The following is a 22,822-nucleotide window of genomic DNA, read 5'->3' on the forward strand; positions in this document are numbered from 1 at the left end:
TGCCGCTAACAGGCCGGATATAAGCGTGCAGTCTCACCCCGGCCATGGCGATTCGGGCTTGCACAACGGGACGGGTCCATATAAGCGGTTTCAACCGCGATGCAGGACGTGGGTCCTGCCTGGGTGGCTCGGCCAATCGCGACTGAAGTCGCTCCTGCAAAGACCTTGCGGGAGGATGGCCCTGCATTGGCCTGGGTGCATGGGGTTGCGTGCTCTAGGGGGTATCGATGCGCCACTCTGGAGGCAACTGCCGCCAGTGGGTTTTCAATAGTGCTTGGTGTTCAGGCAGCATTGGGCTGTTTGCCAGAAGCCTTGGCCAGTGTTCCCGAGCGCGTTGCATGGTGTCGTTCAATGCGATGCGAACCGATGCCCAGGGGATTCCGATGGCATTTGCCCAGGCTCTGAAGTCGTCCTGTTCGATGCGATACCAGTTCTTATGCCCATTGAGATTGAGGGCAATGTCCTGCTCGTCGTCGATATACGCTTTGGTCATGACGATGTCGTAGGCAGGCGAAAGTACGGGGGTGCGCTGGTCAGGGTAAAGGAGACTCCAGTTCTTGAGATGGGCATCACCATTGGCCAAGAGAATGTTCACCAACAAGCGACGGGCGAATTGCTGCACGTTGGCCAGCCCATCCTGGGTGTAGGTTCTGAGCAGTTTGCCGATCTGTTCGTAGTTGGTGGTACCGTACTTGTCGTGCGGATAGCGAACCAGAACTTGCGCCAGGTCTTCGGCGTGTTGGCGTGCTCCATCCAGCCGGTCGAATCGTTTGATGGCATAGACCCATTCTTCATCGGGCAGGCTGATGGCAGGAAGTCCTTCCAGGTCGCCCAAGGCGGCCAGTCGGACCTCGGGAATCTCTACACCACCGGCTTCGGCTAACTGCATGGCGGTGAACTCATTGGCGGGCACACCACGATGACGTGTCGAAGGCGTTTTGACGATCCAATCGCCCACCTCGTCGGCATGGTTGAAATGAAATCGCCCCTCACGCTCACGCATCGAGAATTTCATCTGGATGCCGGCCAGGGAAAACCCTTGTCCTGGCCGTGGAGTCCGTTTGACTGGCGTGATGCGTGTTCTATGGGCAAGAACATGATCGGGAATGTCTTCAGCGGCCACGGGGGTGGCCACCACGGCTCCCGGCAGATCCTGGCCGAGTTGGGACAAGAGAGGAAATTCGTGGTCGGGATGCACTTTCAGGGTTTGTGCCAGCCAGTCTCGCAATGCACCTTCCGGAAGTAGATTCGAAAAGTAGGGGTGAAGCCTTTGTTGACGGATCCACGGAGATGCCATGAGTTGGGTGGCACGTGGAAACGCCGGATGAGTTGTTAGCGTAAGGACCGGTCGTTGAGGGTCATGGCGGTAAGGCTCATTGAAGACCATGACATTGCGGCCACCTTGATATCCCGCTAAATAGCCGACATGAGTGTCATGCAGGCGAATATCCAGGACCTCCACCATTTCGGTTTTCATTGTTCATGTCCCGATGTGTCATCCATATCGTCCAGGAGGCCATGCCAGGGATCGACATCAAGGGGCGGCGCCTCGGCCATATCCGTGGCTTCCTCGAGCAGCCTCTGCACGAGGTGTACCTTGTCACGGGGAATCAGCATGAGCTCGGCGTTGAGGCCTTCGGCAACGAGGGTGAGGGTTTCCAGCCGCGGGTTGCCATGAGCTTCCAGGCGTTGATATTGCTGGCGGGACATATCGATACGAGATTGCATGTCCCGTTGCGTCAGACCGAGTTGGCGACGTCTACGCTTGATTTGTGTATAAAGGTCCATGATGATAGGCAACATATTTATTTCTTCTTGACCAGAGTAGAAACATTTATGTTGCTTTTCAAGATGAATTGCAACTTATTTGTTGCCTTTTGCCAACTGGCTTGGCGGTGATATCGCGACTGAAGTCGCTCCTACACAACCCGTGCCAACGGAATGCAGTGGTTGTGGGGTTCGTGGGAACGGTTTCAACCGCGAAACAGGGCGGTGAGCCCTGCCGAGGATGCACCGCGTGAATCGCGAGTGCAGTGATGTTTTTTCATGACGCCTGTCATCTTTGATGACGGGCGTTTTTGTTACATTGGTATGGTAACCTTTCGTTGGTGCGTAAATAGGCACCTGTCGCCGTGTGATTCCGTGACGGCATTGGATAATAACGCGTTCCAACTACGCAGGGGCGGTGAGGGGAGAGTGCGGCTATGCCGATCTGCAGGTCGTTCCGCTGGTTTGGCAGCTTCCTGGTGCTGATCGCACTGCATGTACAGGCGAATCCAAATCAGCTTGTGATCAGTCAGAATGACCGGGAGCATGTCATACCGGTCGAGACGCTACGCCAGCAGGCGGATATCGAATTTACCTTCCATGATCCTTACCAGCGCCAGGAGATAACGGTCCGTGGTCTAGCATTCTCTGAGTGGATCCGGGATCACTTCGATCCGGTGCCGGAGAAGCTGCGTATCATGGGTTGGGATGGCTACGAAACGGTTTTCGAAGGGTGGGATGATCCGCGGTGGGTGTTGGTGACCCATGAAAACGGTCGACCCCTGGGATTGCGCGAGAAGGGGCCGTTGCGCCTGGTAGAGCGTGACTACGGTGATCGTGATCCGGATAACCTGCGCAGCTTTAATGATTGGATCTGGATGATCAAGCGCATTGAGGTGGTCCCTTGAGTCTATCGCGCTGGAAGGGCTCAGTGAGATGGTTCTGGCTGAGCTTGATGAGCTTCACCCTGCTCGTCATGTTATTGATCTATGAAACGCGCTGGGTATCACCGGAAATCGACCGGTACTTCAGTCAATCGAACAACCTGACCGGCCAACAACTGGCGACACGCTCCAGGGAATTCCTGCATGAGGCCCTGGCGGCGTTTCATGAGGGCGCGCCGGATGACGGCACGACGGCCATGCATCTCGAGATGGCGTACAGTTTCATGGATATCGGTGTCTACCGTGAGAATTACCCCTGCACCGGGCCATCGCTGAGCCAGTTGAACCGGTTCATGCAACGCGCGGCCGAGCCTCCGCTGCCTTCGGGCGATGAAGCGAGTACAGCGCTGTTGCCCATCCTGGAGTGTTTGACGGCGATCGAAATGGGGCAGTTGAGTCGCCGCAGCCAGGCGGCCGCCGAATTTGCCGACAACACTCGCCGTCACCAATTCTGGGTCATGGTGGGCAGTGTACTGATTTATCTGCTCGGGCTCGTGTTCTGGCTGCTGCATGAACGCCAGCGGCGTGTGGCGGAACAGGCGACTCAGGAGAGCCTCGAATGGATGAAGAGGGCGCTACACGATCCCTTGACCGGCGTGAGCAACCGTAGCGCGTTGCATGAGCGTGTCGAAACGCACCCGGGCGACTGGCTGGGCATGATTCTGGTCGATATCGATTACTTCAAGCAATACAACGACACCCTGGGCCACCCGGAAGGCGATCAGTTGCTGCGACAACTGGCCTCGCTGATCGATGTGGCGCTGAAGGGTGAAGCGACACTCTATCGCATGGGCGGCGACGAGTTCGCGGCACTCTTTCCCTGCGATTCCGAAGCGGAATTGCGTGATCGTTGCCAGGAGTTGATAGCCCGGGTGCATAGCCAGGCGATACCTCATCCCGGCCACCCCGAACGCGATATCGTCACCCTCAGCATCGGCGGCACGTATTTTCAGGCGGCAAGCGACACCTTCCCGGCGGCGTATGCATCGGCGGATCATGCGTTGTATGCCGTCAAGGCCAGAGGGCGCGATGGCTGGCAGGTCCAGTCTTGTATGGAAACCGTTCAGTGAGCTGCACGTCCGCGAGATAACCCAATCGCGACTGAGGACCCTCCCACAAAACCTGGCGAGATGGTGGTGGTGTAGGAGGGGCTTCAGCCGCGATGCAGTTCATCACCCTTTGGGCGTTTCTTTCTTGAGGTAACGATTGCAATATGGTGTTTGGTGGCAGCATTATTGAAGGTAAGCCGCTGTTGGAGGTAGGCCATGACCATGAGGTTGGGCGACATGAGTACGCGCGAGAAGCTTCGCGCTATGGAGGCGTTATGGGACGATCTGACCCGAGATCCGGAATCTGTCCCCGCGCCTGACTGGCATCAGGAGGCATTGGAGGAAAGGGCGTTACGTGCTGAGACTGGTAGCTCCACATTCAGTGAGTGGGAAACCGTAAAGCAGCGTCTGCGCGAGAATACGCGTTGAAAATCGAGATATTGGAAGAGGCTGAGCAGGATCTGCTGGCAGGATTCCGGTTTTATGATCGATTGGAACCGGGGCTTGGTCAGTACTTTATAGATGCCTTGTTCTCTGACATCGACTCGCTTCTCTTATATGCTGGAGTCCACCAACAAGTCTTCGGCTACTATCGCCTTTTGGCGAAGCGCTTTCCGTTCTCCGTTTATTATCGGTATGAGCAGGATACAGTGCGCGTCTATGCCGTTCTGGATAATCGTCAGTCTCCTTCACAGGCAGTAAAGCGCTTGTTTGAATCCTGAGCTCAGGTTTTTTCGGTCGTTCTGTCCGCCCATTGCGACTGAAGTCGCTCCCACAAAACCTGGCGAGATGGTGGTGTGGTAGGAGAGACTTTAGCCGCGATGCAGGGCGGCGAGCCCTGCCTGGATTACACCGCTGATCGCGACTGCGACGTTTCCGCTGTGCAGTGTGATACGCTGAGTGAAACGTACCTGAAGGTGGCGATATGAGGTTGACAGCCTATCAATGCCAGGTGATCCGCGAGACTGTCGCGGACTGTTTCGGCCATGGTGCCAAGGTCCATCTCTTCGGGTCTCGTGCGGATGATACCGCGCGTGGTGGCGACATTGATCTTCTGGTCGAGACGGACATGACCGATGTCAATGCCATTGTCAGGGCCGAGATTCGCTGTCAGGTCAGGATTCAGCAGAAGCTTGGCGAACAGAAAGTGGATCTGCTCATCGATTATCCGGGACGAGGAGAACATCCGCCGATCTTTGAGGTCGCTGAACGGACAGGTATTCCCCTATGACGATGAATGGTAACGGAGTTGGTGGAGTTATTGAAAAGGATCGAGCAGAAGCTTGATCTACCTTCGCTTGAAGAGGCCTGAACGGCTTCAACGTTGATCGCGACTGAAGTCGCTCCTACAAGACCCGTACTCCGGGATCGGGTGGTTGTGGGGTTCGTAGGGGCGGTTTCAACCGCGATGCAGGGCGGTGAGCCCTGCTCATCAGGTGTCATCAGGTCCCGCCATTGCCACTATGTTCGGCGATTACAATAAGCTAACTGAGCGTTCCCTAAAGCTGTGTGATGATTCGTTCGCTTTCGCAGGTCACTAAAAGAACTGAAAGGGAACGACATGCTTCAAAAACTGGAACATATTTATTTAGGGATACTCCGTGCGTTTGTCATCGTGGTGGCGGGCATTCTGCTGATATCGGCGGCGTTTTTTGCATTGGGCGCGCTGAAGGGGCTTCAGTCTCCGCCGGAGCACGAGACGTTTGTCCCGCGAGTCGAGCATGAGGGGGCGGCACAGGATATCGTCGATTCCTATGCCGACGCGCCGGATGCTTCGCAATCCATGTCTGAGTCTCAGGAAGCAGCGGGGCCGGTGGGTGAGGAGAAGGAAGATCCGAATCTGGCCCATTATGAGGAAGTGGCCGATCTCATCGATTCATTCGTGGTCGAGGTGACCGATGGTCAGTTGACGACGAATATCGACTTCCTGATTGCAAACATTCGCGACCGGGCGGAATACTATTCCTATCAGGCGAGAACCGATGCCTACGCCGAGGGGTTGGTCTCCTACCTCGACGAGATTTTGAATGATGACGCTGTCAGAGACAGTGCGGAGCGGACGAATGCGTTCGATATCGTCAACCGGGCGCTGGATTCCTATGATCAGACATTCGATCGGCAGATAGAGCAGGAAGAGCAACGCCGGAACCAGGAGCGTCACCAGCATATTCAGGACAAGGCCAATGCGACCCAGAGCCTGTATATCGCCGGCGGGGCGCTCGGGGCCTTCCTGTTCATCGTGTTCCTGTCCATTTTCATCAAGATCGAGCGTAACCTCAGAACCTTGAGCCAGCATGTGACCGCTCAGAACGAGGCGCGTCAGAACGGCTAGCCCGTGCACTGAACGTTACGGTGTTTCCCATGAGCGCCCGTCACCCCACCGGTGGCGGGCGTTTGTGTTATGTTGGAATGAAAATCTGTCGTTGTCCGGAGCGATCCCCATGTTCGAGGACCTGAATTCTCCCCGTGAACGTCTGTCACAGGTCATCGAGTCGCTGGGCGACAGCTCGTTTCACGAGGCCTTGATGGCCTATCTGTCCGGGCTGTTCGGGAATTTGAATGGCTTGGTCATTCGCTACCATATGAGCGCTCGTCCCGAGATGCTGATCAATCAGGTTCTCGACGATAAGGTGCAGCAGGTGTATCTCAACGGCCTGTATATGCTCGATCCGCTCAACAATATTAATCGGGCCAGCTTCACCGCCGGGGTCTACAGCTTCAGCGAAAGCTTCGAGATCGACAGCGACAAGATCCGCTATCAGGAAGAGGTCTTCCAGCGCGCCCGAATCAGTGATGAGTTGGCGTGGTTGGTCATGATGCCGGATGCCAGCATGCTGGCTTTCTGTCTCGACAAGCCGGATGGGCGCTTTTCCGATACCGAGATCCAGTTGGCGAGTGCCGAGTTGCCGGTGGTCAAGGCGCTGGCGGCCAAACATTTCACGCTGGAGTTTCTCAGCAAGCTCAAGGAGCGGCCCGGGGTGTTCACCCAGGTCGAGCGCATCATTCATCTGGCGAGTGAGCGGGTGACTGAATCGTCGCGGTGGCGCCCCGACTTTGCGTCGATGGGCGATAGCGATAAATCGTTGATCGAGCAGGAGGCGCTCACGGTGCGTCGCGAGGGAGGGTATAGCGAGGCCTTGCTGGGGGATGAGTCGATACTGAGCAGTTGCATCGTGTCGCTGGATGGGGAGCAGTATCTTCAGCAGCGTATACGCCCACGGAACACCACCAGCGCAGAGGGCTACAAGGCCCTGATCGATAAGGCGCTGGCGCCGTTCGCGCTCTCTGAACGAGAGCAGGACGTCGTTTTCCTCTCACTGTTGGGTTATCCCAACTCCTTGATTGCCGGGAAACTGTCGATTTCCAGTGGCACGGTCAAGAATCACAAGTACTCCATTTACAATAAACTCGATATCACGTCCGAGCGGGAACTGTTCAACCTGGTGCTCAAGAATATCGTTGGCGTGGCGACGTGAAAGGCGATAGCAACCACCCCCCATCAGCGACTGAAGTCGCTCCTACCTGGAATCAGCAGCGGGTGTTGTAGGAGCGGTTTCAACCGCGAAGCAGGGCGGTGAGCCCTGCTTGGGAGGCACCGCTGATCGCGACTGAAGTCGCTCCTACGAACCCCCGTGCCCGGAGATGTAGGAGCGGTTTCAACCGCGATGCAGGGCGATAAGCCCTGCCTCTCATTTGCCTGTCCGTCTCTTTATGCCTCCGGTACTTGACTGTGCGTCTCGATATGCCGGAGAGGCGTTGCTCCCCTTCGGGCCGGTTGCTAAGTTGCCGAATCTCCAGTACCCCCATGACCGCGTCGTAAACGCGCTCGAGGCTACCCACCATACGATCGATTAACGACTAAATGACAAGATTGGTAACGCAGGGGCATTCACTACATGGTTACAGTACGTCGAGCGGTGTATTTACGACAACGGTGGTGCGTCCAGATCTTGGTGATCGGCGCTGCCAATCTGGTAGCGATCTCGCCACTTCATGCCATTGAAGTCATTGATGGCGGAGATACCGTTAACGTGCCTGGCGACAAGGCTTCCCCCTGGGACATGGGCGATACACTGTATGTGGGGGATGATGGCTCGGGAACGCTGAACATTGTCGATGGCCAGGTCGAGGTCGATGACAATATTCATGTTGGCGGTGACGCTGGCGAGGGTGAGATCAACGTCTCCGGGGGCGGCCATCTTGGCACCACTAGCAATCTATGGGTGGGTGCTGCAGGCACTGGCAGTCTCAACGTCGACGACGCCACAGTCACGGTCGGTGGTACATTCCAGGTCGGTCGGGATTCTAATGGAGACGGCGTTGCGGTCCTGGCCAGTGGTGGTCGGCTAACGGCCACCGATATGTGGATCGGGAATTACGGTGATGGCCGAGTGATCGTGGATGGTAGTGGTAGTGAGGCAAGCAGCACCAATACTATAGCGATTGGACGACTTAGTACTGGCCGTGGCAGCTTGACGGTCACCGATGGCGGCCGGGTTATAGCCCCGTCGATCGATTTTGGCAACCTGAGTGGCTCTCGCGGTATTCTGAACATCGGCGCCCCGGCGAGCGAAGAAGCCGCCGCACCGGGCATTGTCGACGCCGATACTCTGCAGTTCCGTGGCGGCAGCGGCCAACTGGTTTTCAACCATGACGACCCGGGTTATGTCTTCGATACCGATGTCGAGACCAGCACCGGGAGCGACCTGGATGACGCCACGATCCGGCATATGTCGGGGACCACCCATTTTACCGGCAATGGCAGCGGCTTTGCCGGAGTGCTGAGCATCGAGGGCGGTACCTTCCATGCTGATGAGTCGGTCGGCGGTGACGCCGTCGTCTCCGGCGGTATACTGAGCGGTACAGGCAGTGTTGGCGCTTTGAGGGTGGAAAATGGTGGCACGCTCTCGCCGGGTAACTCAGTCGGCACTCTCAGTGTAAACGATGGCGTCGTCTTCAATGCCGGAAGCACGTTCCTGGTGGAAGTGGACGGTACGGGGACAGACCGCCTGACAGCAGCCAATGATGTTCGCATCAATGGTGGTGATGTGCGTGTCGTCAGTCTGGAGCCTAACCAGGATGAAAGTGTTTTAGGTACTTACACTGTGCTCGAGTCTGTCACGGGCATCGACGGCGAGTTCGACACTGTCGAGGCCAACTACGCTTTCCTCGACCCTTCACTGAGCTACTCGGACCAAGCGGTCGAGTTGACTCTGCATATTGTTGACAGCGGTGAAGACGATAATGGTGGAGGAAATGAAGATAGTGAGAATGGCGGGGAGGGTGATGACGCTGGCCCATCGCCTTCACCTTCACCTTCACCTTCACCTTCTCCTTCCCCCGGCAGCCTGCTGTCTCCATATGCCGCCAGCGGTAATTCGCAGCGGCTTGCGTCGGCGCTGGAGACGATGGATTCCGATACATCGGGGTATCACGACTTCGAGAATGCCCTGCTGCTGCTGGAATTCGGAGAGGCCGGTCAGGCCGCCGAGGAGCTGGCCGGCAGCGACATTCCCGCCAGCCAGACGGCCATCGATCAGCTGACTCAGTCCTTCTCGGCCTCGCTGCAGGGGCGCATGAGTGGTGCCGGCAGCGAAACGCCACTGGCGGCGGCCGCCTTGCAGCAGCTGCATCGGGGCGATGCCGGGTATGCACCGCAACAACTGTCGATGCTGGAGTCGGCCTTTGCACCACCGTCTCGACAGGATCGCGAAGCGGTCGGCCCTCGTGGTTATGCGCCCACGTTGAGTCAGCCAACGGGGCCGGTGAGTTGGGCGCGAGCCGTCAGCAGCGACAGCCGGCTCGGCGGGGATGGCGAGTCACCCGGTGTATCCTCGCGCTCCTCCGGAGTGCATACGGGCAGCGAACTGTTCCTTGCGGACGAATTGATGGTTGGGGTCGCCGTCGGCATCGAGCGGGGCCGAGTCAGCGGCGATAGTGCCCAGAGCGATTTCGACGCCTACACAGCGGGGCTATATGCTCGCCAGCATGTCGGTGACTGGCGGCTGTCCGGCTCGGCCAGCCTGGGCTGGCTGGATCTGGAGGGCGAGCGCTATGTGACCGGTTTCGGCAGGCATCAGGCCGATTACGAGGCCCGCGTCGGCACTGTCGATGCCGAACTGGCGTATGACTTGCCACTCGAAGCTCGCGCCTGGCGTCTTTCACCGCTGATCGGTGTGACCTACACCCATACGTACCGCGACGGTTATCGGGAAGACGGCTTGGCGGGGCTGGATGTCGATGCCTCCAGCGACGACAGTGTGCGTGGTCGGCTTGGCGGTGAGTTTGCCTATCGGGTCTCGGACAGTGCCGTGATCACCGGGCGCCTGGCATGGAGTCACGAACTGGGCAATCCTGACGCCTCCACCGAGGCTTCGCTGTTGGGGAGTGAGACTTTCACCATCGAAGGCCAGACATTGCCGACCGACCTGATGGATGTGGGTGTGGGCATGGAAGCCCGAATCACCGACCGGGTCGATGTGTACGCCGCGTACGACGGCCGCCTGGGCAGTGGCTATGAGGATCACGCCGGTCAGGTGGGCATGCGTTGGCGGTGGTGAGTTCTCCTGTATGTTCGTGGGAGCGGTTTCAACCGCGATGCGGGTCGGTGAGCCCCGCCTGGGAGGCACCGCTGATCGCGACTGAAGTCGCTCCTACATAACCCGTGCCAGTGAGATGGTGTTGTGGTGTTCGTGGGAGCGGTTTCAACCGCGATGCGGGGCGACGAGCCCCGCCTGGGTGGCACCGCTGATCGCGACTGAAGTCGCTCCTACATAACCCGTGCCAGTGAGATGGTGTTGTGGTGTTCGTGGGAGCGGTTTCAACCGCGATGCGGGGCGACGAGCCCCGCCTGGGTGGCACCGCTGATCGCGACTGAAGTCGCTCCTGCACAACCTCTTGCCAGTGAGATGGTGTTATGGTGTTCGTGGGAGCGGTTTCAACCGCGATAAGCCGGTTCGATGCACTGGTCATATTTATCAACTTGTATGATATGTTATAAGATGATTAGTTATGATGAGGCATTGAACCGGTACTCGACGATTCGTTTCGACATGACGGGAGGTCGGGATGCAATGCACTGGCTGGCATGCATGAGGTGATAACCATGACCCAAACCATGGACGACAAGAAAATCATCAAGGTCCATGACAGCGACAACGTCGCCATCGTCATCGGGCAAGGCGGGGTGAACGCCGGAACGGAGCTGCAGGCCGGGCTGATAGCCGTTGCGGATATCCCGCAAGGGCACAAAGTCGCCTTGTCGGATATTCCGTCGGGTGCCGAGGTCATTCGTTACAGTGAGATCATTGGTACGGCGACCGAGACGATCCCGTTGGGTGGCCATGTCAATGAGCACAATATCGCGTTGCGCCAGCCGCCCGCCTTGCATGAGCTAGAGTCGGCGACCCGTGAGTATGGGCCGCCGGAAAGGTTGGAAGGGTATACCTTCCAGGGGTATCGCAACGCGGATGGCAGTGTCGGCACGAAGAATGTACTCGGCATCACGACGAGCGTGCAGTGCGTCGCCGGTACCGTCGAGCATGTCGTCAAGCGTATCAAGGCGGAATTGCTGCCGAAGTACCCCAATGTCGATGATGTCGTCGGGCTGACGCACACGTATGGCTGCGGGGTGGCGATCAATGCGCCTGCCGCGATCATTCCCATTCGTACCCTCAAGAACATCACGCTCAACCCCAACTTCGGCGGGGAGGTGATGGTCATTGGCCTGGGGTGCGAAAAACTGCAACCGTCGACGTTGGTGTCCGAGCAACCCGTCAAGATGTACGACTCGAGTGAGGAGGCATCGGCCACCGGCAATATTCTCAGCTTGCAGGACGAGCAGTTTGTCGGTTTTGCGGAAATGGTGGCCGGTATCATGGCCATGGCCGAGCAGCATCTCGCCAAGCTGAATCAACGGCGGCGCGAACCCTGCCCCGTGTCGGAACTGGTGGTGGGTACGCAGTGCGGTGGCAGCGATGCCTTCTCCGGGGTGACGGCCAACCCGGCCGTCGGTTTTGCCGCGGATCTGATCGTGCGGGCCGGTGGTACGGTCATGTTTTCGGAGGTGACGGAAGTCCGCGATGCGATTCACCTGCTGTCGCCACGGGTCGTCGATAAGGGCGTGGGCGAGAAGCTGGTTCAGGAAATGCAATGGTACGACGATTACCTGGCACAGGGGCAGGCGGACAGAAGTGCCAACCCGTCACCGGGAAACAAGAGCGGCGGGTTGAGCAATGTCATCGAGAAGGCATTGGGGTCGATTGCCAAGTCGGGTACGAGTCCCATCGTCGATGTGCTCGGGCCGGGCGAGCGGATCAGCAAGCGAGGGTTGAATTTCGTCGCGACTCCGGCCAGCGACTTCATCTGCGGCACGTTGCAGTTGGCGGCGGGCATGAACATGCATGTGTTCACGACCGGGCGCGGTACCCCTTATGGGTTGTCCATGGTGCCGGTGATCAAGGTCGGGACGAACACCACGCTAAGCCGCCGCTGGCATGATCTCATCGATCTGGACGCCGGCCGCATTGCTTCCGGCGAGGCCACGATCGAGACGATGGGGTGGGAACTGTTCCATCTGATCCTGGAGATTGCCAGTGGGCGTGAACAGGCGGCGGTCGACCGGCTGGGGATACATAACGATCTGGCGCTGTTCAATCCCGCCCCTGTGACGTAATACCGCCAGCAGCGACGAGAACCATTGAGGAGAGCACCATGACAGGCAAGGTTGCGGTAGTGACAGGCGCAGGGAGTGGTATCGGCCGGGTGGCATCGCTGGCCCTGGTCGCCGAGGGGTATCGCGTCGCGTTGGTGGGGAGACGGCGTGATCGCCTCGAGGAAACGGCGAGTCTCGCCAGTGATCGTGAAGCCACGCTGGTCGTAGAGGCCGATGTCATCGATGAGGCGTCGGTCGATGCGGCATTCGATCGGGTCGCCACTGCCTGGGGGCGGGTGGATCTGCTGTTCAACAATGCGGGACGCGGGGCACCACCGGCGACCCCGGATGAGTTGCCGGTCGCCGTATGGCGCGAGGTCGTCGATACCAACCTGACCGGCAGCTTCCTGTGCGCCAGAGCGGCGTTTCGTGTCATGCGCGAGCAGTCGCCACGAGGTGGCCGAATCATCAACAACGGTTCGATCTCCGCTTATGTGCCTCGACCGTTGAGTGTGGCCTATACGGCCACCAAGCACGCCATTACCGGGCTGACGCGGTCGCTGTCGCTGGATGGCCGTGCCTATGACATCGCCTGCGGCCAGTTGGACATCGGTAATGCCGACACCGATATGACGGCCCGAATGGCCGAGGGGATACTCCAGCCCAATGGCGACGTCGTGCCCGAACCGCGCATGGACGCCGACGAGGTGGGAAGGGCGGTCGTACACATGGCGAGTCTGCCGTTGGCGGCGAATGTGCAGTTCATGACGGTGATGGCGACCAAGATGCCCTACGTCGGGCGCGGTTGAGGCTGCGTCACAGCAATTTGCCGGGATTGAACAGCCCTTGCGGGTCCAGCGCCGCCTTGATGCGTTCCATCATCGCCAGGGCGACGGGGTCCTGGTAGCGGCGCAATTCGGTCCGCTTGGAAAGCCCGATACCATGCTCTGCCGAAATCGAGCCGTTCATGTCGGCGACCAGGTCGTGTACGGCGCGGTTGAACTGCGGTGTCAGGTCCATGAAGGCGGCAGTATCCATGGCCTCGGGCTGGCTGACGTTGAAGTGGAGGTTGCCGTCACCGACATGGCCGAAGGCGCAAATGCGGCATGCCGGAAGGATCGACCGGCAGGCGGCGCTGGCGGCCTCGATGAAATCCGCGATACGCGATACCGGTACGGAGATGTCGTGCTTGATCGAGGCGCCTTCGGCGATCTGGGCTTCCGCGACTCCTTCACGCAGCCGCCACAACGCCTGTGATTGCGTGCTGCTCGTAGCGATGACGGCATCCTTGATCACGTCGTTCTCGAAGGCGTCGGCCAGGGCCGCTTCCAGACGCGTATTCAGATCGAGTCCGGCATCCGGAGTCGTCAGCTCGATCAGCGCGTATGACGCATAGCTCTGGTCGAAGGGCGCGCGTGCCCCCTGAATGTGGGACAGCACGGCGTCCATCGCAAAGCGCGGCAGGAATTCGAAGGCCGTCAATGTATCGCTGAGTTGGCCCCGCAACTGGTCGTACAATGCCAGCACCTGATGCGGAGAGTCGCAGCCGACCAGCGCGGTGGCTGTCACTCGCGGCATGGGAAACAACTTGAGCACCGCAGCCGTGATGATGCCCAGCGTGCCCTCGGAGCCGATGAAGAGTTGCTTGAGATCGTAACCGGTGTTGTCCTTGCGCAAGGCGGTCAATCCGTTCATGACGCGGCCATCGGCCAGCACCACTTCCAGCCCGAGCACCAGGTCACGGGCATTGCCATAGCGCAGCACATTGATGCCGCCGGCATTCGTGGCCAGATTCCCGCCGATCTGACACGATCCCTCGGCGGCCAGCGATAGCGGAAACAGACGCCCGGCGTCATGGGCGGCGTCTTGCACCACCTGCAGGATACAGCCCGCCTCCACGGTGATGGTGGCATTGGTGGGATCGATGTCGCGAATCCGACTCATGCGTCCCAGTGCCACGACGAGGCTTTGCTGCGGTACGCCGCCTCCCACCAGCCCGGTGTTCCCGCCTTGCGGTACCAACGGCACGCCATGCGCGCGACACTGCTCGACGATGAAGGCGACATCGGCGGTGCAGGCCGGCAAGATCACGGCCAATGCATCCCCTGGATACAGCCGACGCTGTTCCTGGACATAAGGCAGCATGTCGGCAGCGTCGGTCAGTACGTAGTCGGCCCCGAGTCGATGGACCAGCGTGTCGAGCAACTCGTCGGCGATCGGCTGTCGGTTCAGGGCGTCGGGCATGTCGGGCTCCAGTGGGTGAGGCGTTCGATGTCGTAGGTGTCAACCGCGCTTGGCGAGACGTAGTCGGGTGATGGTGGTTCGCGTCGAGATGCGTTCGGGATCGGTGCGCAACTCGATGACCGCCGGGCGGTGTGCCTCGATGGCACCCTGCAGCGCCGGCAGGAATTCGTCGGTGCGGTTGACCATGGCCGTGTAAGCCCCCATGCCCGCCGCCATCGTGAGGAAATCCGGATTGACCAGGTCGGTGCCGACCACGCGCTCCGGATGCTCACGCTCCTGATGCATGCGGATGGTGCCGTAGGTGCCGTTGTTGAAGAGCAATACGATCGGGCGCCCGCCATGGTGTACGGCGGTGGCCAGTTCCTGGCCGCTCATCATGAAACCGCCATCGCCGACGAAGGCGAGCACCACCCGCTCAGGATCCTGCAGTGAGGCCGAGACGGCGGCCGGTACGGAGTAGCCCATGGCGCCGCACGTGGAGCCCAACTGACGGCCGGGGCGGCCGTAACGCAGATAGCGTTGGGCCCAGCCGGTATGGTTGCCGGCGTCGAGCGTGATGACCGTGTCGGCGGGGAGTTGATCGCGCACGGCCATCATGGCTTGACCGATATTGAGCGGTCCGTCTTCATCCGAGCTGCTGATATCGTCGAAATACGCTTGCCGGGCCTGCCGACGCCATTCGCTCCAACGCTCGGCGAGTTGTTCCCAGCGGCAGTCTCTCAGTGCGCGCGCGACCCGTTCCGGGGCCGCTGCTATGCCGATCTCGGGGCTGTAGACGCGGCCGATTTCATCGCTGTCACCATGGATATGGATCAGCGTCTGGTTGGCGACGGGGGGTGTCAAGGTCGTGTATGTCTTCGTGGTCATTTCCCCGAGCCGTGCACCAATCACGAGCAGTAGATCCGCCTCGGCAATGCGCTTGACCAATTGGGGCGAACTCGCGGTTCCGAAGTCGCCGATATAGACGTCAGAGCGGTTGTTCACGATGTCCTGGCGGCGGAACGAGCATGCCACCGGCAGGTCGTGTGCTTCGGCGAAGGCCGTGATGTCGCGGCAGGCCGTATCATCCCAGCCACTACCGCCGACCAGCAGCAATGGCCGTCTTGCTGACGATAGCGCCTCGCGGATGCGCGTCAGGTCGGCAGCGCCGATGTCGGCACGCGTGGGGCGATAGGGAGGGGCATCCACCGTATCGACGACATCGGTCAGCATGTCTTCAGGCAGTGCCAGCACGACCGGGCCCGGCCGGCCCGATGTCGCGATACGGAAGGCGCGTGCCATGTATTCGGGAATCCGCGCCGCATCATCGATCTGCGCTACCCACTTGGCGATGCTGCCGAACATTTGCTGGTAGTCGATCTCCTGGAACGCTTCACGGTCCCGTGAGGGGCGATCCACCTGGCCGATCAACAGGATCATGGGCGTGGAATCCTGCTGGGCGATGTGGACCCCGATCGAGGCATGGCAGGCACCGGGGCCGCGTGTCACCAGGCAGATGCCCGGCTTGTCGGTCAACTTGCCGTATGCCTCGGCCATGTTGGCGGCACCGGCTTCATGGCGTGCGTTGTAGAGGCTGATGCGATCCCGGACATCATGCAGCGCATCCAGGACTTCGAGATAACTTTCGCCCGGAACGCAGTAAGCGGATTCGACGCCGTGGATCAGCAACTGATCGACAAGCACCTGACCGCCGGAACGAGGGCGGAGAGACTGAGACATGGTAGTGACACTCCCAATGGACAATTCGGGATAGACCGGGGACTGTGCGATACGCGGCGGCAGTGGCCGAGGTTGCGCACGGTCCCCGGGCCTCGGGACGGCTGTCGTCAGCATCCCGAGGCGGGTGCGTGAGTCATTGCCGTGGCGACTCGTACAGATCCTGATCGCTCTTCGTGGTGAGAGACTGCCTGTTGAGCAGTATCGGCAGCATGCTGATCAGTAGCACCAGACTACCGCCGAGAGTGACTCGCCAATCGGGATAGATGAAGCTGATGGCAGTGCCGAAGAGCAGGAACTGTTGCCAGCGCCGTAGCGGCGCGAACATGTACCGTTGTAGTGCTGCGGCCAGCACAATGACGCCGATGGTGGCCTGCGTCAGCACCAGTGCGATGCGCAGCGGTTCTCCCTGCAGCAGGATGGTCGGTTCATAGACGAACATGAACGGCACGATGAAACCGGCGGCGCCCAGTTTGAGGGCCTCGATGCTCGATTCCCATATCTTGGCTTTCGACAGTGTATTGGCCGCGTAGACCGCCATGGCTACCGGAGGCGTGATGGCGGACAGGATGGCAAAGTAGAACACGAACAGGTGGGCGGCTTCGGCTTGCACGCCGAGTTTGGTCAGGGCCGGGACCAGCAGGGCGACCTGGACGATGTAGGCCGGCGTGGTCGGCATGCCCATGCCCAGGATGATACCCGCCACCATACTGAGCAGCAGGGCCAGTACCAGGATGTCCTGTGAAGCCGAAATGACGAAGTTCGAGAAGCTCAGGCCGATGCCGGTGATGTCGATCACGCCGACGACGATGCCGGCGCAGGCACAGGCGGCGGCGATCGGTAATACGTTCCTCGCCCCGTTTTCCAGTGCATCGATGGTGTTGCGCAGCGTGACGTAGTGGCGGGTCGTCTTGCGCAGAAACGCGGTAGGGATCACCGAGGCGATACCGCACATGGCGGAGTAGGGCGCAGAGTAACCGAGCACCAGGGCGCCGATGATGACGACCAGCGGAATGAACAGGTGGCCGCGTTCCTTGAGGACGCGCCCTAGTGGCACTTGATCCTCTTCAGGCACGCTGCCGACATTGTTGCGTTTGGCCGCGAAATGGATGCCGAAGAACAGGGCGACATAGAACAGCACGGCAGGTGTAATGGCATACATCGCCACTTTGAGATAGCCGGTGCCGAGATACTCGGCCATGACGAAGGCCGCTGCGCCCATGACCGGTGGCATGATCTGCCCCCCCGTCGAGGCGACGGCTTCCGTGGCACCGGCAAAGGCCGGCCGGAATCCCATGCGCTTGATCAAGGGAATGGTGAAGGTGCCGGTCGTCATGACATTGGCAACGGCCGAGCCGGACACGGAGCCGAACATGCCGCTGGTGACGCAGGCGACCTTGGCGGGACCGCCGGCCTGGCGTCCTGTCAGTGCGACGGCGAAATCCATGAACAACTGACCGATCCCCATGCGCTCGACAAGGGCGCCGAAGATGATGAACAGCACCATGTAGGTTGCCGAGACGGCGATCGGGATACCGAAGATGCCTTCCGTGGTGATGGCGAGCTGTTCGAGCACGACGGTAGGTAGCGTATTGGTTGCTGTAAAGGCGTAGACCAGAAAGCAGATGGCGGTAATCGGTAGCGCCGGTCCGATCGCTCGCCTGGCGGCTTCCAGCACCAGGATCACGAGGGTGATGGAGGCGATGATGTCACGCGTGGTCAGCGGGTCGACATAGATGAAGCGCGAGAAGATGTAGTCCAGATTCAAGCTGGGGTATAGCGCTGCAAACAGGCCTATGACCGCCAGTATCATGTCGTACCAGGGCGGTATGGTGACAGATTCGCGTCGGTAGTTGCTGGTCAGGAAAATCAGGGAAACGGCCAGCGCAACATGGATGCCGCGCAGTATGTAAGGGCCTGGCGTTCCGGCCAGCGCGATATAGATATGGTATAGCGACATACCGACCAGGATGACCTTGATCGATAGTCCGAAAACCCGGGCATAGAGCGACGTTGAGGTGTGGCGCACGGAGAACTCCCGATTTTATTGCTGTTCTTCGCCGATGACCTGGCTGCCGATAGGGGCTTGCCCCCTTGCCCAGTTCGGCTGGGCAAGGGCAGCGGTCGTCATGATGGCGTTTACAGTGCGTCGTGTTCGCGGTAGAACGCTTCCGCGGCGGGATGCAGCGGCACGCCGATGTCGGTGGCCATGTCTTCAGGCGTCAGATCCTTCATGGCCTGACTGATATCGCCGAGAGAGTCCGTGTTCTCGACCACAGCCTCCAGAAAGGCGGTGACGATCTCGTCATCGAAATCACACTGGGCGATCATGTGCGTGTCATAGGTGATGGCCGGCACATCCTCATCCACGCCCGGGTAGCTGCCCGCGTGAACCATGCGTTTCTGGAAGGCGGCGTTCTGCTCCTTGAACTGATCGAAGGTCGCGTCGTCGATCGGTACGAAGCTGATGTCACGGCTATTGGCCAGGTCCATCACCGAACCGGCAGGCAGGGCGGTACCGAGCGTGAAGATATCGGCGTGACCATCCTTCATGGCGATGACCGAATCGGAATATGACAGGTGGCTGACACTCTCTAGATCGTCGTAGCTCAAGTCGTTGGTATCCAGCAGGCCGCGCGTGAGCATCTCGCCGGTGTGACCATTCTGTTGCGTGGTGAGACGCTTGCCTTCGAAATCGGCGACGGATTCGACCTCGGCGTCGTCAAGCGCCATGACCTGGAAATACTGTGGATAGAGCGTGCCGAGGTTGCAGACGTTGTCGATGGCTTTGTTGAAGGGATCTCTGCCATTGATGCCATCGACCGTGGAGATGGAGTTGGCGAAGGCGATCGGGAAGCGCCCATTGGCCACACCCTGGACGTTGGCGAGGCCGGAACCTGGTGTCACCGTGATGGAAACATCATCGACCTTGTCTTCAACGACGGCTTTCAGTGCCCCTCCGATCGGATACCAGGATCCTCCCTGTGACCCGGTCGAGAGGGTGAAATCCTGGGCCTGAGCCATGGAAACCGCAGTGACACTCAGGGCAGCGATTGTTGTCATGGAGGCGTGCTTACCCAGTTTGAACATGACGTTACTCCTCACTTCTTGTCTTAGTTCGGTGCTGCACTGTCTTCATTGAGCTTGTTCAGTGCAGGTGTGAGCCTCGTTCAGCAAGGCAATTTTAAAGTATTGTTTATCATATGTTCTGTCAACTGGTTATATGACAAGTTATATAATTAATTGATAGAAAAGGATTTATAAGGTCATTCCTCCGACGTGGCCAGGTGGCTCGGTTGAGCCCCGGAAAAATGCTGTATCAGATGCTCCACGCTCTGAAGGGCCATCGCATTGCGCGTCTCGACGGTGGCACTTGCCCGATGAGCCGACAGCACGACGTTATCCAGCGTCAGCAGAGCATCGTTGATGCGGGGCTCATCGGCGAACACATCGAGGCCGGCTCCGAGCAATTCACCACGTTCGAGCCGGGCGATCAGGGCGCTCTCATCGACGAGCACGCCACGTCCCACGTTGACGACGATACCGTCCGGACCAAGTGCGGCCAGCACGTTGTCGTCGACCAAGGCCCGCATGCCGGGGGAGCTGGCGGCGGCCACCATCAGGACATCGCTCCAGGCGGCCAGTCGTTGCAGGTCCGGTTCGAACGCATAGGACACATCCTCTCTGGGTGTCCGGTTGGTATAGGCGATTTCCATACCGAAGGCTTCCGCCCGTGTCGCGATGGCCTGGCCGATACGACCGAGTCCGAGTATGCCGAGACGTTTGCTCGTCAGGCTGCGGGTCAAGGGAGGCTGCTTGCCTTGTGCCCAATGCCCCGCCTTGACGAAATCGTGTCCTTGCGGCAGGCGCCGAAGCGTCGACATCATGAGTCCGAAACCCATGTCGGCGACATCCGCGGTCAGCACGTCCGGGGTATAGGCGATGCGCAGGCCCTTGCGCTGGGCGTGATCGATATCGACCCGATCGAGACCGACGCCGTGCAGCGAGATGATCTCGAGGTTGGTCAACCGTTCCGCTTGCTCCGGTGTCAGCCCGATGTTGGCACCCGTCAGGACGCCCCTGGCGGTGTCCGCATGGTCGTGCATGGCGCGTTCGGGTGTCGGGCTATCCCATAGGTGGACGACGTTGAAATGTTCCTCGAGTCGCTCCATACCGGGGTCGGCGATACGTTGCAACAGAAGAACTTCGGGCTTGGAGGCTTGTTCTGTCATGACTCGTTATCCTCAATGAGTGTCGAAATGCTGATGCCAGAGCGAGGTCATCAGCTCGCCTTGCGCGTTGAACTGAAGTGTCTGCGGAGGGCCTATCGGTTCCGCCATGCCGTCGGGGATATCGTCCAGCAGGGCGGGAGATACCATGATCCGGTCCAGGTGCAGGGTGGTCGAGATCATGCAGAACCGGGCGTCTTCATCGTTGAGCGCCCACGACGTGGTGACGGCAGCCGCGATCACGTCCCGTTCGGTCGGCAGCACGATGGGGATGCGTGACTTATCCACCAGGGTGGCCGTCAGCGCATTCATGTAGGTGGCCTTGAAGTCGACGGCTTCGGCGGCCGCTCGGGTCGTGAAATCGGCCATGCCGATACCGACGGCGTTGCCCGCGGTCTCCTTGGTCAGGTTCAGCAACCCCAGTTTATGGATGAACGGCGTTGCGGGGTTGTCGATGCCGCGGATGTCGGTGCGTCCCGTGACGGCAAAGTCCATCCCCGTGCCGCTGATCTCCTTGCCGCTGCGTTCGACGATCAGTACATCGGCCTGAGTGATGGGCAGACGCGGAAGGTAGGATTTGGCCTCCTTGAGCAGGCGTTCGTCGGTTGCCATGATGGCGTCGGGTTCGGCCCCTTCGAGGTGCACGATATCCTTGTTGGCGTTCTCGACCAGGCCGATGCCGAGCGTGATGGGCGCATTGGCCAGGGCGATGCGTGCCAGGTTGGGCAGTACGTCGGAGAGGCCGCGCGGGCCGAGTTTGTGCACGCGTCGCGCCCCTTCGGCCTTGCCCAGCCCGACGGCGATCATCTTGGTCAAGCCGCTTTCGATGGGGCGGTCGAACGTCGTGTGGGATTTGATACGGTTGACGATGATGATGCCGTCCGCGTCGGCGGCATTGCGATCGAACTTGCATTCGATGCCTTCCGCCGTCTTGCCGTATTCGACGACGTCCATCGTGGCGTGCACGGGAGCGCCCACGCTGGCTTCGGTGATGCCCAGCTTGGCCAGCACCGCTTCCTGACCTTCGGCCGTGCCGCCGCCATGGCTGCCCATGGCCGGAACGATGAACGGTGTATGCCCCAGTGATTGAAGTTCGGACACGACAGCCGTGATGACCTCGACGAGCGCGGCGATGCCGCGGCTTCCGACACCGACCGCGACACGGCTGCCGGGGGCGAGCCGTGCGACTTGACGGCTTTCTCGCACCACCTGCCGGGTACGTCGGTCGATATCGGACACCGGCGTGCCTAGTCGGTGATTGAGTCGAACGGGGATGACTCGGGGCAGTCTGACCTCGGCCAGGTGGGGGAACTCGACGTCGGGAAAGCTGGCATGCTGGCCCATTTCGGTCTCCTTATTGTGGTGTTCGAGCAACGCTGTTAACACGCTTGCTGTTGGACGTGTATCTTGTATGATAAGAATATAAATCGCATTTTGTAAGTCATGAGTGAGAGAGAATGAAAGAGCCATCTGGATTCCGTGCCGTTCGCAAGACCGTCAGCTTGAGCGATCAAGTGACGGATGAACTTCGCAGCATGGTGACATCCGGTGACCTCGAGGTGGGGGAGCTACTGCCTTCCGAGAGCACACTGGCCAAGAAACTGGGCGTCAGTCGCACCGTGGTTCGTGAAGCTGTGTCTCGCTTGAAGGTGGATGGCTTGTTGAGCAGCCAGCAGGGGCGAGGGGTGTTCGTGGTATCGACACGCCCGGATCGCGGGTTCTCCATGCGTGGCCATGATGCGCAGAGCATCGAGCATGTGCTGCGCATGGTGGAGTTACGCATGGGGTTCGAGGTCGAGGCTGCGGCGTTTGCCGCCGAGCGACGTACCCGCCACGACTTGACGATGATGCGCGATGCTCAGAATTCGTTTCAGGAAGCGGTGGCGTCGGGCGACATTCAGGCCGGGGTCGATGCGGATATGGCGTTCCATCGGGCTGTCTGTACCGCCACCGACAACGAGCTGTATCTCGAGTTTTTCAACTATCTGAGCAGTTATCTCAAGGAAACGATCCTGGTGTCGCGGCGCAAGGCAGCGACCCGTGTCGATGGCGGGCAGGCCCCCATCGCCGAGCACCAGACCCTGATCGATGCCATCGCCGATCAGGATGTCGATGCCGCCCGGATTGCCGCGAGATATCACATCGAGTGCAACATGCACCGCCTGAAGACGTACTACGGCGTCATGAATCCGTAGCGTGCCTACGCGATAACGAGGATGG

General features: G+C 59.6%; 19 protein-coding genes. 11 read left to right on the top strand and 8 right to left on the bottom strand.

Features of this window, described 5'->3' with window-relative positions; translation table 11 throughout:
- Positions 1-214: 214 nt before the first annotated feature.
- Together FVV99_RS15975 and FVV99_RS15980 are read right to left on the bottom strand one after the other, a co-directional pair.
- On the bottom strand, positions 215-1,477 hold the full coding sequence (locus tag FVV99_RS15975) for a type II toxin-antitoxin system HipA family toxin (protein WP_148255135.1): 1,263 nt from the start codon (positions 1,475-1,477) through the stop codon (positions 215-217).
- The gene (locus FVV99_RS15980; RefSeq protein WP_201745125.1) at positions 1,474-1,803 is read right to left on the bottom strand and encodes a helix-turn-helix domain-containing protein; all 330 of its coding nucleotides are present in this window, start codon (positions 1,801-1,803) and stop codon (positions 1,474-1,476) included. The genes FVV99_RS15975 and FVV99_RS15980 overlap by 4 nt, the downstream gene beginning before the upstream one ends.
- A 401-nt stretch (positions 1,804-2,204) precedes the next feature.
- On the opposite strand from FVV99_RS15980, the gene FVV99_RS18855 reads away from it, so the two are divergent.
- From FVV99_RS18855 to FVV99_RS16030, 10 genes are all read left to right on the top strand, one after another.
- Positions 2,205-2,675: a hypothetical protein gene (locus tag FVV99_RS18855; protein ID WP_236645439.1), complete on the top strand. Its 471-nt coding sequence runs from the start codon at positions 2,205-2,207 to the stop codon at positions 2,673-2,675.
- 23 nt (positions 2,676-2,698) lie between these two features.
- Positions 2,699-3,781 (top strand): GGDEF domain-containing protein, encoded by a 1,083-nt coding sequence (locus FVV99_RS15990; protein WP_236645440.1) that lies wholly within the window; start codon positions 2,699-2,701, stop codon positions 3,779-3,781.
- A gap of 195 nt (positions 3,782-3,976) precedes the next feature.
- Entirely contained in the window at positions 3,977-4,189 is a 213-nt protein-coding gene (locus tag FVV99_RS15995; RefSeq protein WP_201745126.1) for an addiction module protein, read from the top strand.
- Entirely contained in the window at positions 4,186-4,482 is a 297-nt protein-coding gene (locus FVV99_RS16000) for a type II toxin-antitoxin system RelE/ParE family toxin (protein WP_148255136.1), read from the top strand. The genes FVV99_RS15995 and FVV99_RS16000 overlap by 4 nt, the downstream gene beginning before the upstream one ends.
- A 203-nt stretch (positions 4,483-4,685) precedes the next feature.
- On the top strand, positions 4,686-4,991 hold the full coding sequence (locus FVV99_RS16005) for a nucleotidyltransferase domain-containing protein (protein WP_148255137.1): 306 nt from the start codon (positions 4,686-4,688) through the stop codon (positions 4,989-4,991).
- A 330-nt stretch (positions 4,992-5,321) separates the two neighbouring features.
- Complete coding sequence (locus tag FVV99_RS16010) at positions 5,322-6,092, top strand: hypothetical protein (RefSeq protein WP_148255138.1); 771 nt, start codon at positions 5,322-5,324, stop codon at positions 6,090-6,092.
- Positions 6,093-6,201: 109 nt separating this feature from the next.
- Positions 6,202-7,236 (top strand): helix-turn-helix domain-containing protein, encoded by a 1,035-nt coding sequence (locus FVV99_RS16015; RefSeq protein WP_148255139.1) that lies wholly within the window; start codon positions 6,202-6,204, stop codon positions 7,234-7,236.
- Positions 7,237-7,656: 420 nt separating this feature from the next.
- Positions 7,657-10,320: an autotransporter family protein gene (locus FVV99_RS16020; protein WP_148255140.1), complete on the top strand. Its 2,664-nt coding sequence runs from the start codon at positions 7,657-7,659 to the stop codon at positions 10,318-10,320.
- Positions 10,321-10,865: 545 nt separating this feature from the next.
- Positions 10,866-12,434 (top strand): galactarate dehydratase, encoded by a 1,569-nt coding sequence (gene garD / locus FVV99_RS16025; RefSeq protein ID WP_148255141.1) that lies wholly within the window; start codon positions 10,866-10,868, stop codon positions 12,432-12,434.
- A 38-nt stretch (positions 12,435-12,472) separates the two neighbouring features.
- Entirely contained in the window at positions 12,473-13,222 is a 750-nt protein-coding gene (locus tag FVV99_RS16030) for an SDR family oxidoreductase (protein WP_148255142.1), read from the top strand.
- A gap of 7 nt (positions 13,223-13,229) precedes the next feature.
- Here FVV99_RS16030 and FVV99_RS16035 read toward each other — a convergent pair whose 3' ends face one another.
- The 6 genes from FVV99_RS16035 to FVV99_RS16060 all read right to left on the bottom strand — a co-directional run bounded on the left by FVV99_RS16035 (position 13,230) and on the right by FVV99_RS16060 (position 21,946).
- Positions 13,230-14,657, bottom strand: coding sequence for an FAD-binding oxidoreductase (locus tag FVV99_RS16035; protein ID WP_148255143.1), 1,428 nt, complete (start codon positions 14,655-14,657; stop codon positions 13,230-13,232).
- Positions 14,658-14,696: 39 nt separating this feature from the next.
- A complete protein-coding gene (locus FVV99_RS16040) occupies positions 14,697-16,376 on the bottom strand; it encodes a thiamine pyrophosphate-binding protein (protein ID WP_148255144.1) in 1,680 nt (559 codons plus the stop codon).
- Between the two features lie 133 nt (positions 16,377-16,509).
- Entirely contained in the window at positions 16,510-18,402 is a 1,893-nt protein-coding gene (locus tag FVV99_RS16045) for a TRAP transporter permease (protein WP_148255145.1), read from the bottom strand.
- A gap of 110 nt (positions 18,403-18,512) precedes the next feature.
- Positions 18,513-19,463 carry a TAXI family TRAP transporter solute-binding subunit gene (locus tag FVV99_RS16050; RefSeq protein WP_148255146.1) on the bottom strand — a complete coding sequence of 317 codons (951 nt, stop codon included), beginning with the start codon at positions 19,461-19,463 and terminating at the stop codon, positions 18,513-18,515.
- A gap of 176 nt (positions 19,464-19,639) precedes the next feature.
- Positions 19,640-20,605 carry a 2-hydroxyacid dehydrogenase gene (locus FVV99_RS16055; protein ID WP_148255147.1) on the bottom strand — a complete coding sequence of 322 codons (966 nt, stop codon included), beginning with the start codon at positions 20,603-20,605 and terminating at the stop codon, positions 19,640-19,642.
- Positions 20,606-20,617: 12 nt separating this feature from the next.
- Positions 20,618-21,946 (bottom strand): nickel pincer cofactor-dependent isomerase, group 22, encoded by a 1,329-nt coding sequence (locus FVV99_RS16060; protein ID WP_161599016.1) that lies wholly within the window; start codon positions 21,944-21,946, stop codon positions 20,618-20,620.
- Between the two features lie 113 nt (positions 21,947-22,059).
- On the opposite strand from FVV99_RS16060, the gene FVV99_RS16065 reads away from it, so the two are divergent.
- Positions 22,060-22,797, top strand: a complete 738-nt coding sequence (locus FVV99_RS16065; RefSeq protein ID WP_148255149.1) for a FadR/GntR family transcriptional regulator — start codon at positions 22,060-22,062, stop codon at positions 22,795-22,797.
- Positions 22,798-22,822 lie beyond the last annotated feature (25 nt).

It is taken from the genome of Aidingimonas lacisalsi (assembly GCF_008079445.1).
GTDB classification, from domain to species: Bacteria; Pseudomonadota; Gammaproteobacteria; order Pseudomonadales; family Halomonadaceae; genus Aidingimonas; species Aidingimonas lacisalsi.

Excerpts from the sequence above, each read along its gene's own strand:
- FVV99_RS15995 (WP_201745126.1), top strand. The coding sequence starts at position 3,977 with ATGACCATGAGGTTGGGCGACATGAGTACGCGCGAGAAGCTTCGCGCT.
- FVV99_RS16015 (WP_148255139.1), top strand. The coding sequence starts at position 6,202 with ATGTTCGAGGACCTGAATTCTCCCCGTGAACGTCTGTCACAGGTCATC.
- FVV99_RS16010 (WP_148255138.1), top strand. The coding sequence starts at position 5,322 with ATGCTTCAAAAACTGGAACATATTTATTTAGGGATACTCCGTGCGTTT.
- FVV99_RS16065 (WP_148255149.1), top strand. The coding sequence starts at position 22,060 with ATGAAAGAGCCATCTGGATTCCGTGCCGTTCGCAAGACCGTCAGCTTG.
- FVV99_RS16055 (WP_148255147.1), bottom strand. The coding sequence starts at position 20,605 with ATGACAGAACAAGCCTCCAAGCCCGAAGTTCTTCTGTTGCAACGTATC.
- FVV99_RS16060 (WP_161599016.1), bottom strand. The coding sequence starts at position 21,946 with ATGGGCCAGCATGCCAGCTTTCCCGACGTCGAGTTCCCCCACCTGGCC.
- FVV99_RS16005 (WP_148255137.1), top strand. The coding sequence starts at position 4,686 with ATGAGGTTGACAGCCTATCAATGCCAGGTGATCCGCGAGACTGTCGCG.
- FVV99_RS16040 (WP_148255144.1), bottom strand. The coding sequence starts at position 16,376 with ATGTCTCAGTCTCTCCGCCCTCGTTCCGGCGGTCAGGTGCTTGTCGAT.
- FVV99_RS16050 (WP_148255146.1), bottom strand. The coding sequence starts at position 19,463 with ATGTTCAAACTGGGTAAGCACGCCTCCATGACAACAATCGCTGCCCTG.
- FVV99_RS15980 (WP_201745125.1), bottom strand. The coding sequence starts at position 1,803 with ATGTTGCCTATCATCATGGACCTTTATACACAAATCAAGCGTAGACGT.
- FVV99_RS18855 (WP_236645439.1), top strand. The coding sequence starts at position 2,205 with ATGCCGATCTGCAGGTCGTTCCGCTGGTTTGGCAGCTTCCTGGTGCTG.
- FVV99_RS15975 (WP_148255135.1), bottom strand. The coding sequence starts at position 1,477 with ATGAAAACCGAAATGGTGGAGGTCCTGGATATTCGCCTGCATGACACT.
- FVV99_RS16020 (WP_148255140.1), top strand. The coding sequence starts at position 7,657 with ATGGTTACAGTACGTCGAGCGGTGTATTTACGACAACGGTGGTGCGTC.
- FVV99_RS16035 (WP_148255143.1), bottom strand. The coding sequence starts at position 14,657 with ATGCCCGACGCCCTGAACCGACAGCCGATCGCCGACGAGTTGCTCGAC.
- FVV99_RS16030 (WP_148255142.1), top strand. The coding sequence starts at position 12,473 with ATGACAGGCAAGGTTGCGGTAGTGACAGGCGCAGGGAGTGGTATCGGC.
- garD (WP_148255141.1), top strand. The coding sequence starts at position 10,866 with ATGACCCAAACCATGGACGACAAGAAAATCATCAAGGTCCATGACAGC.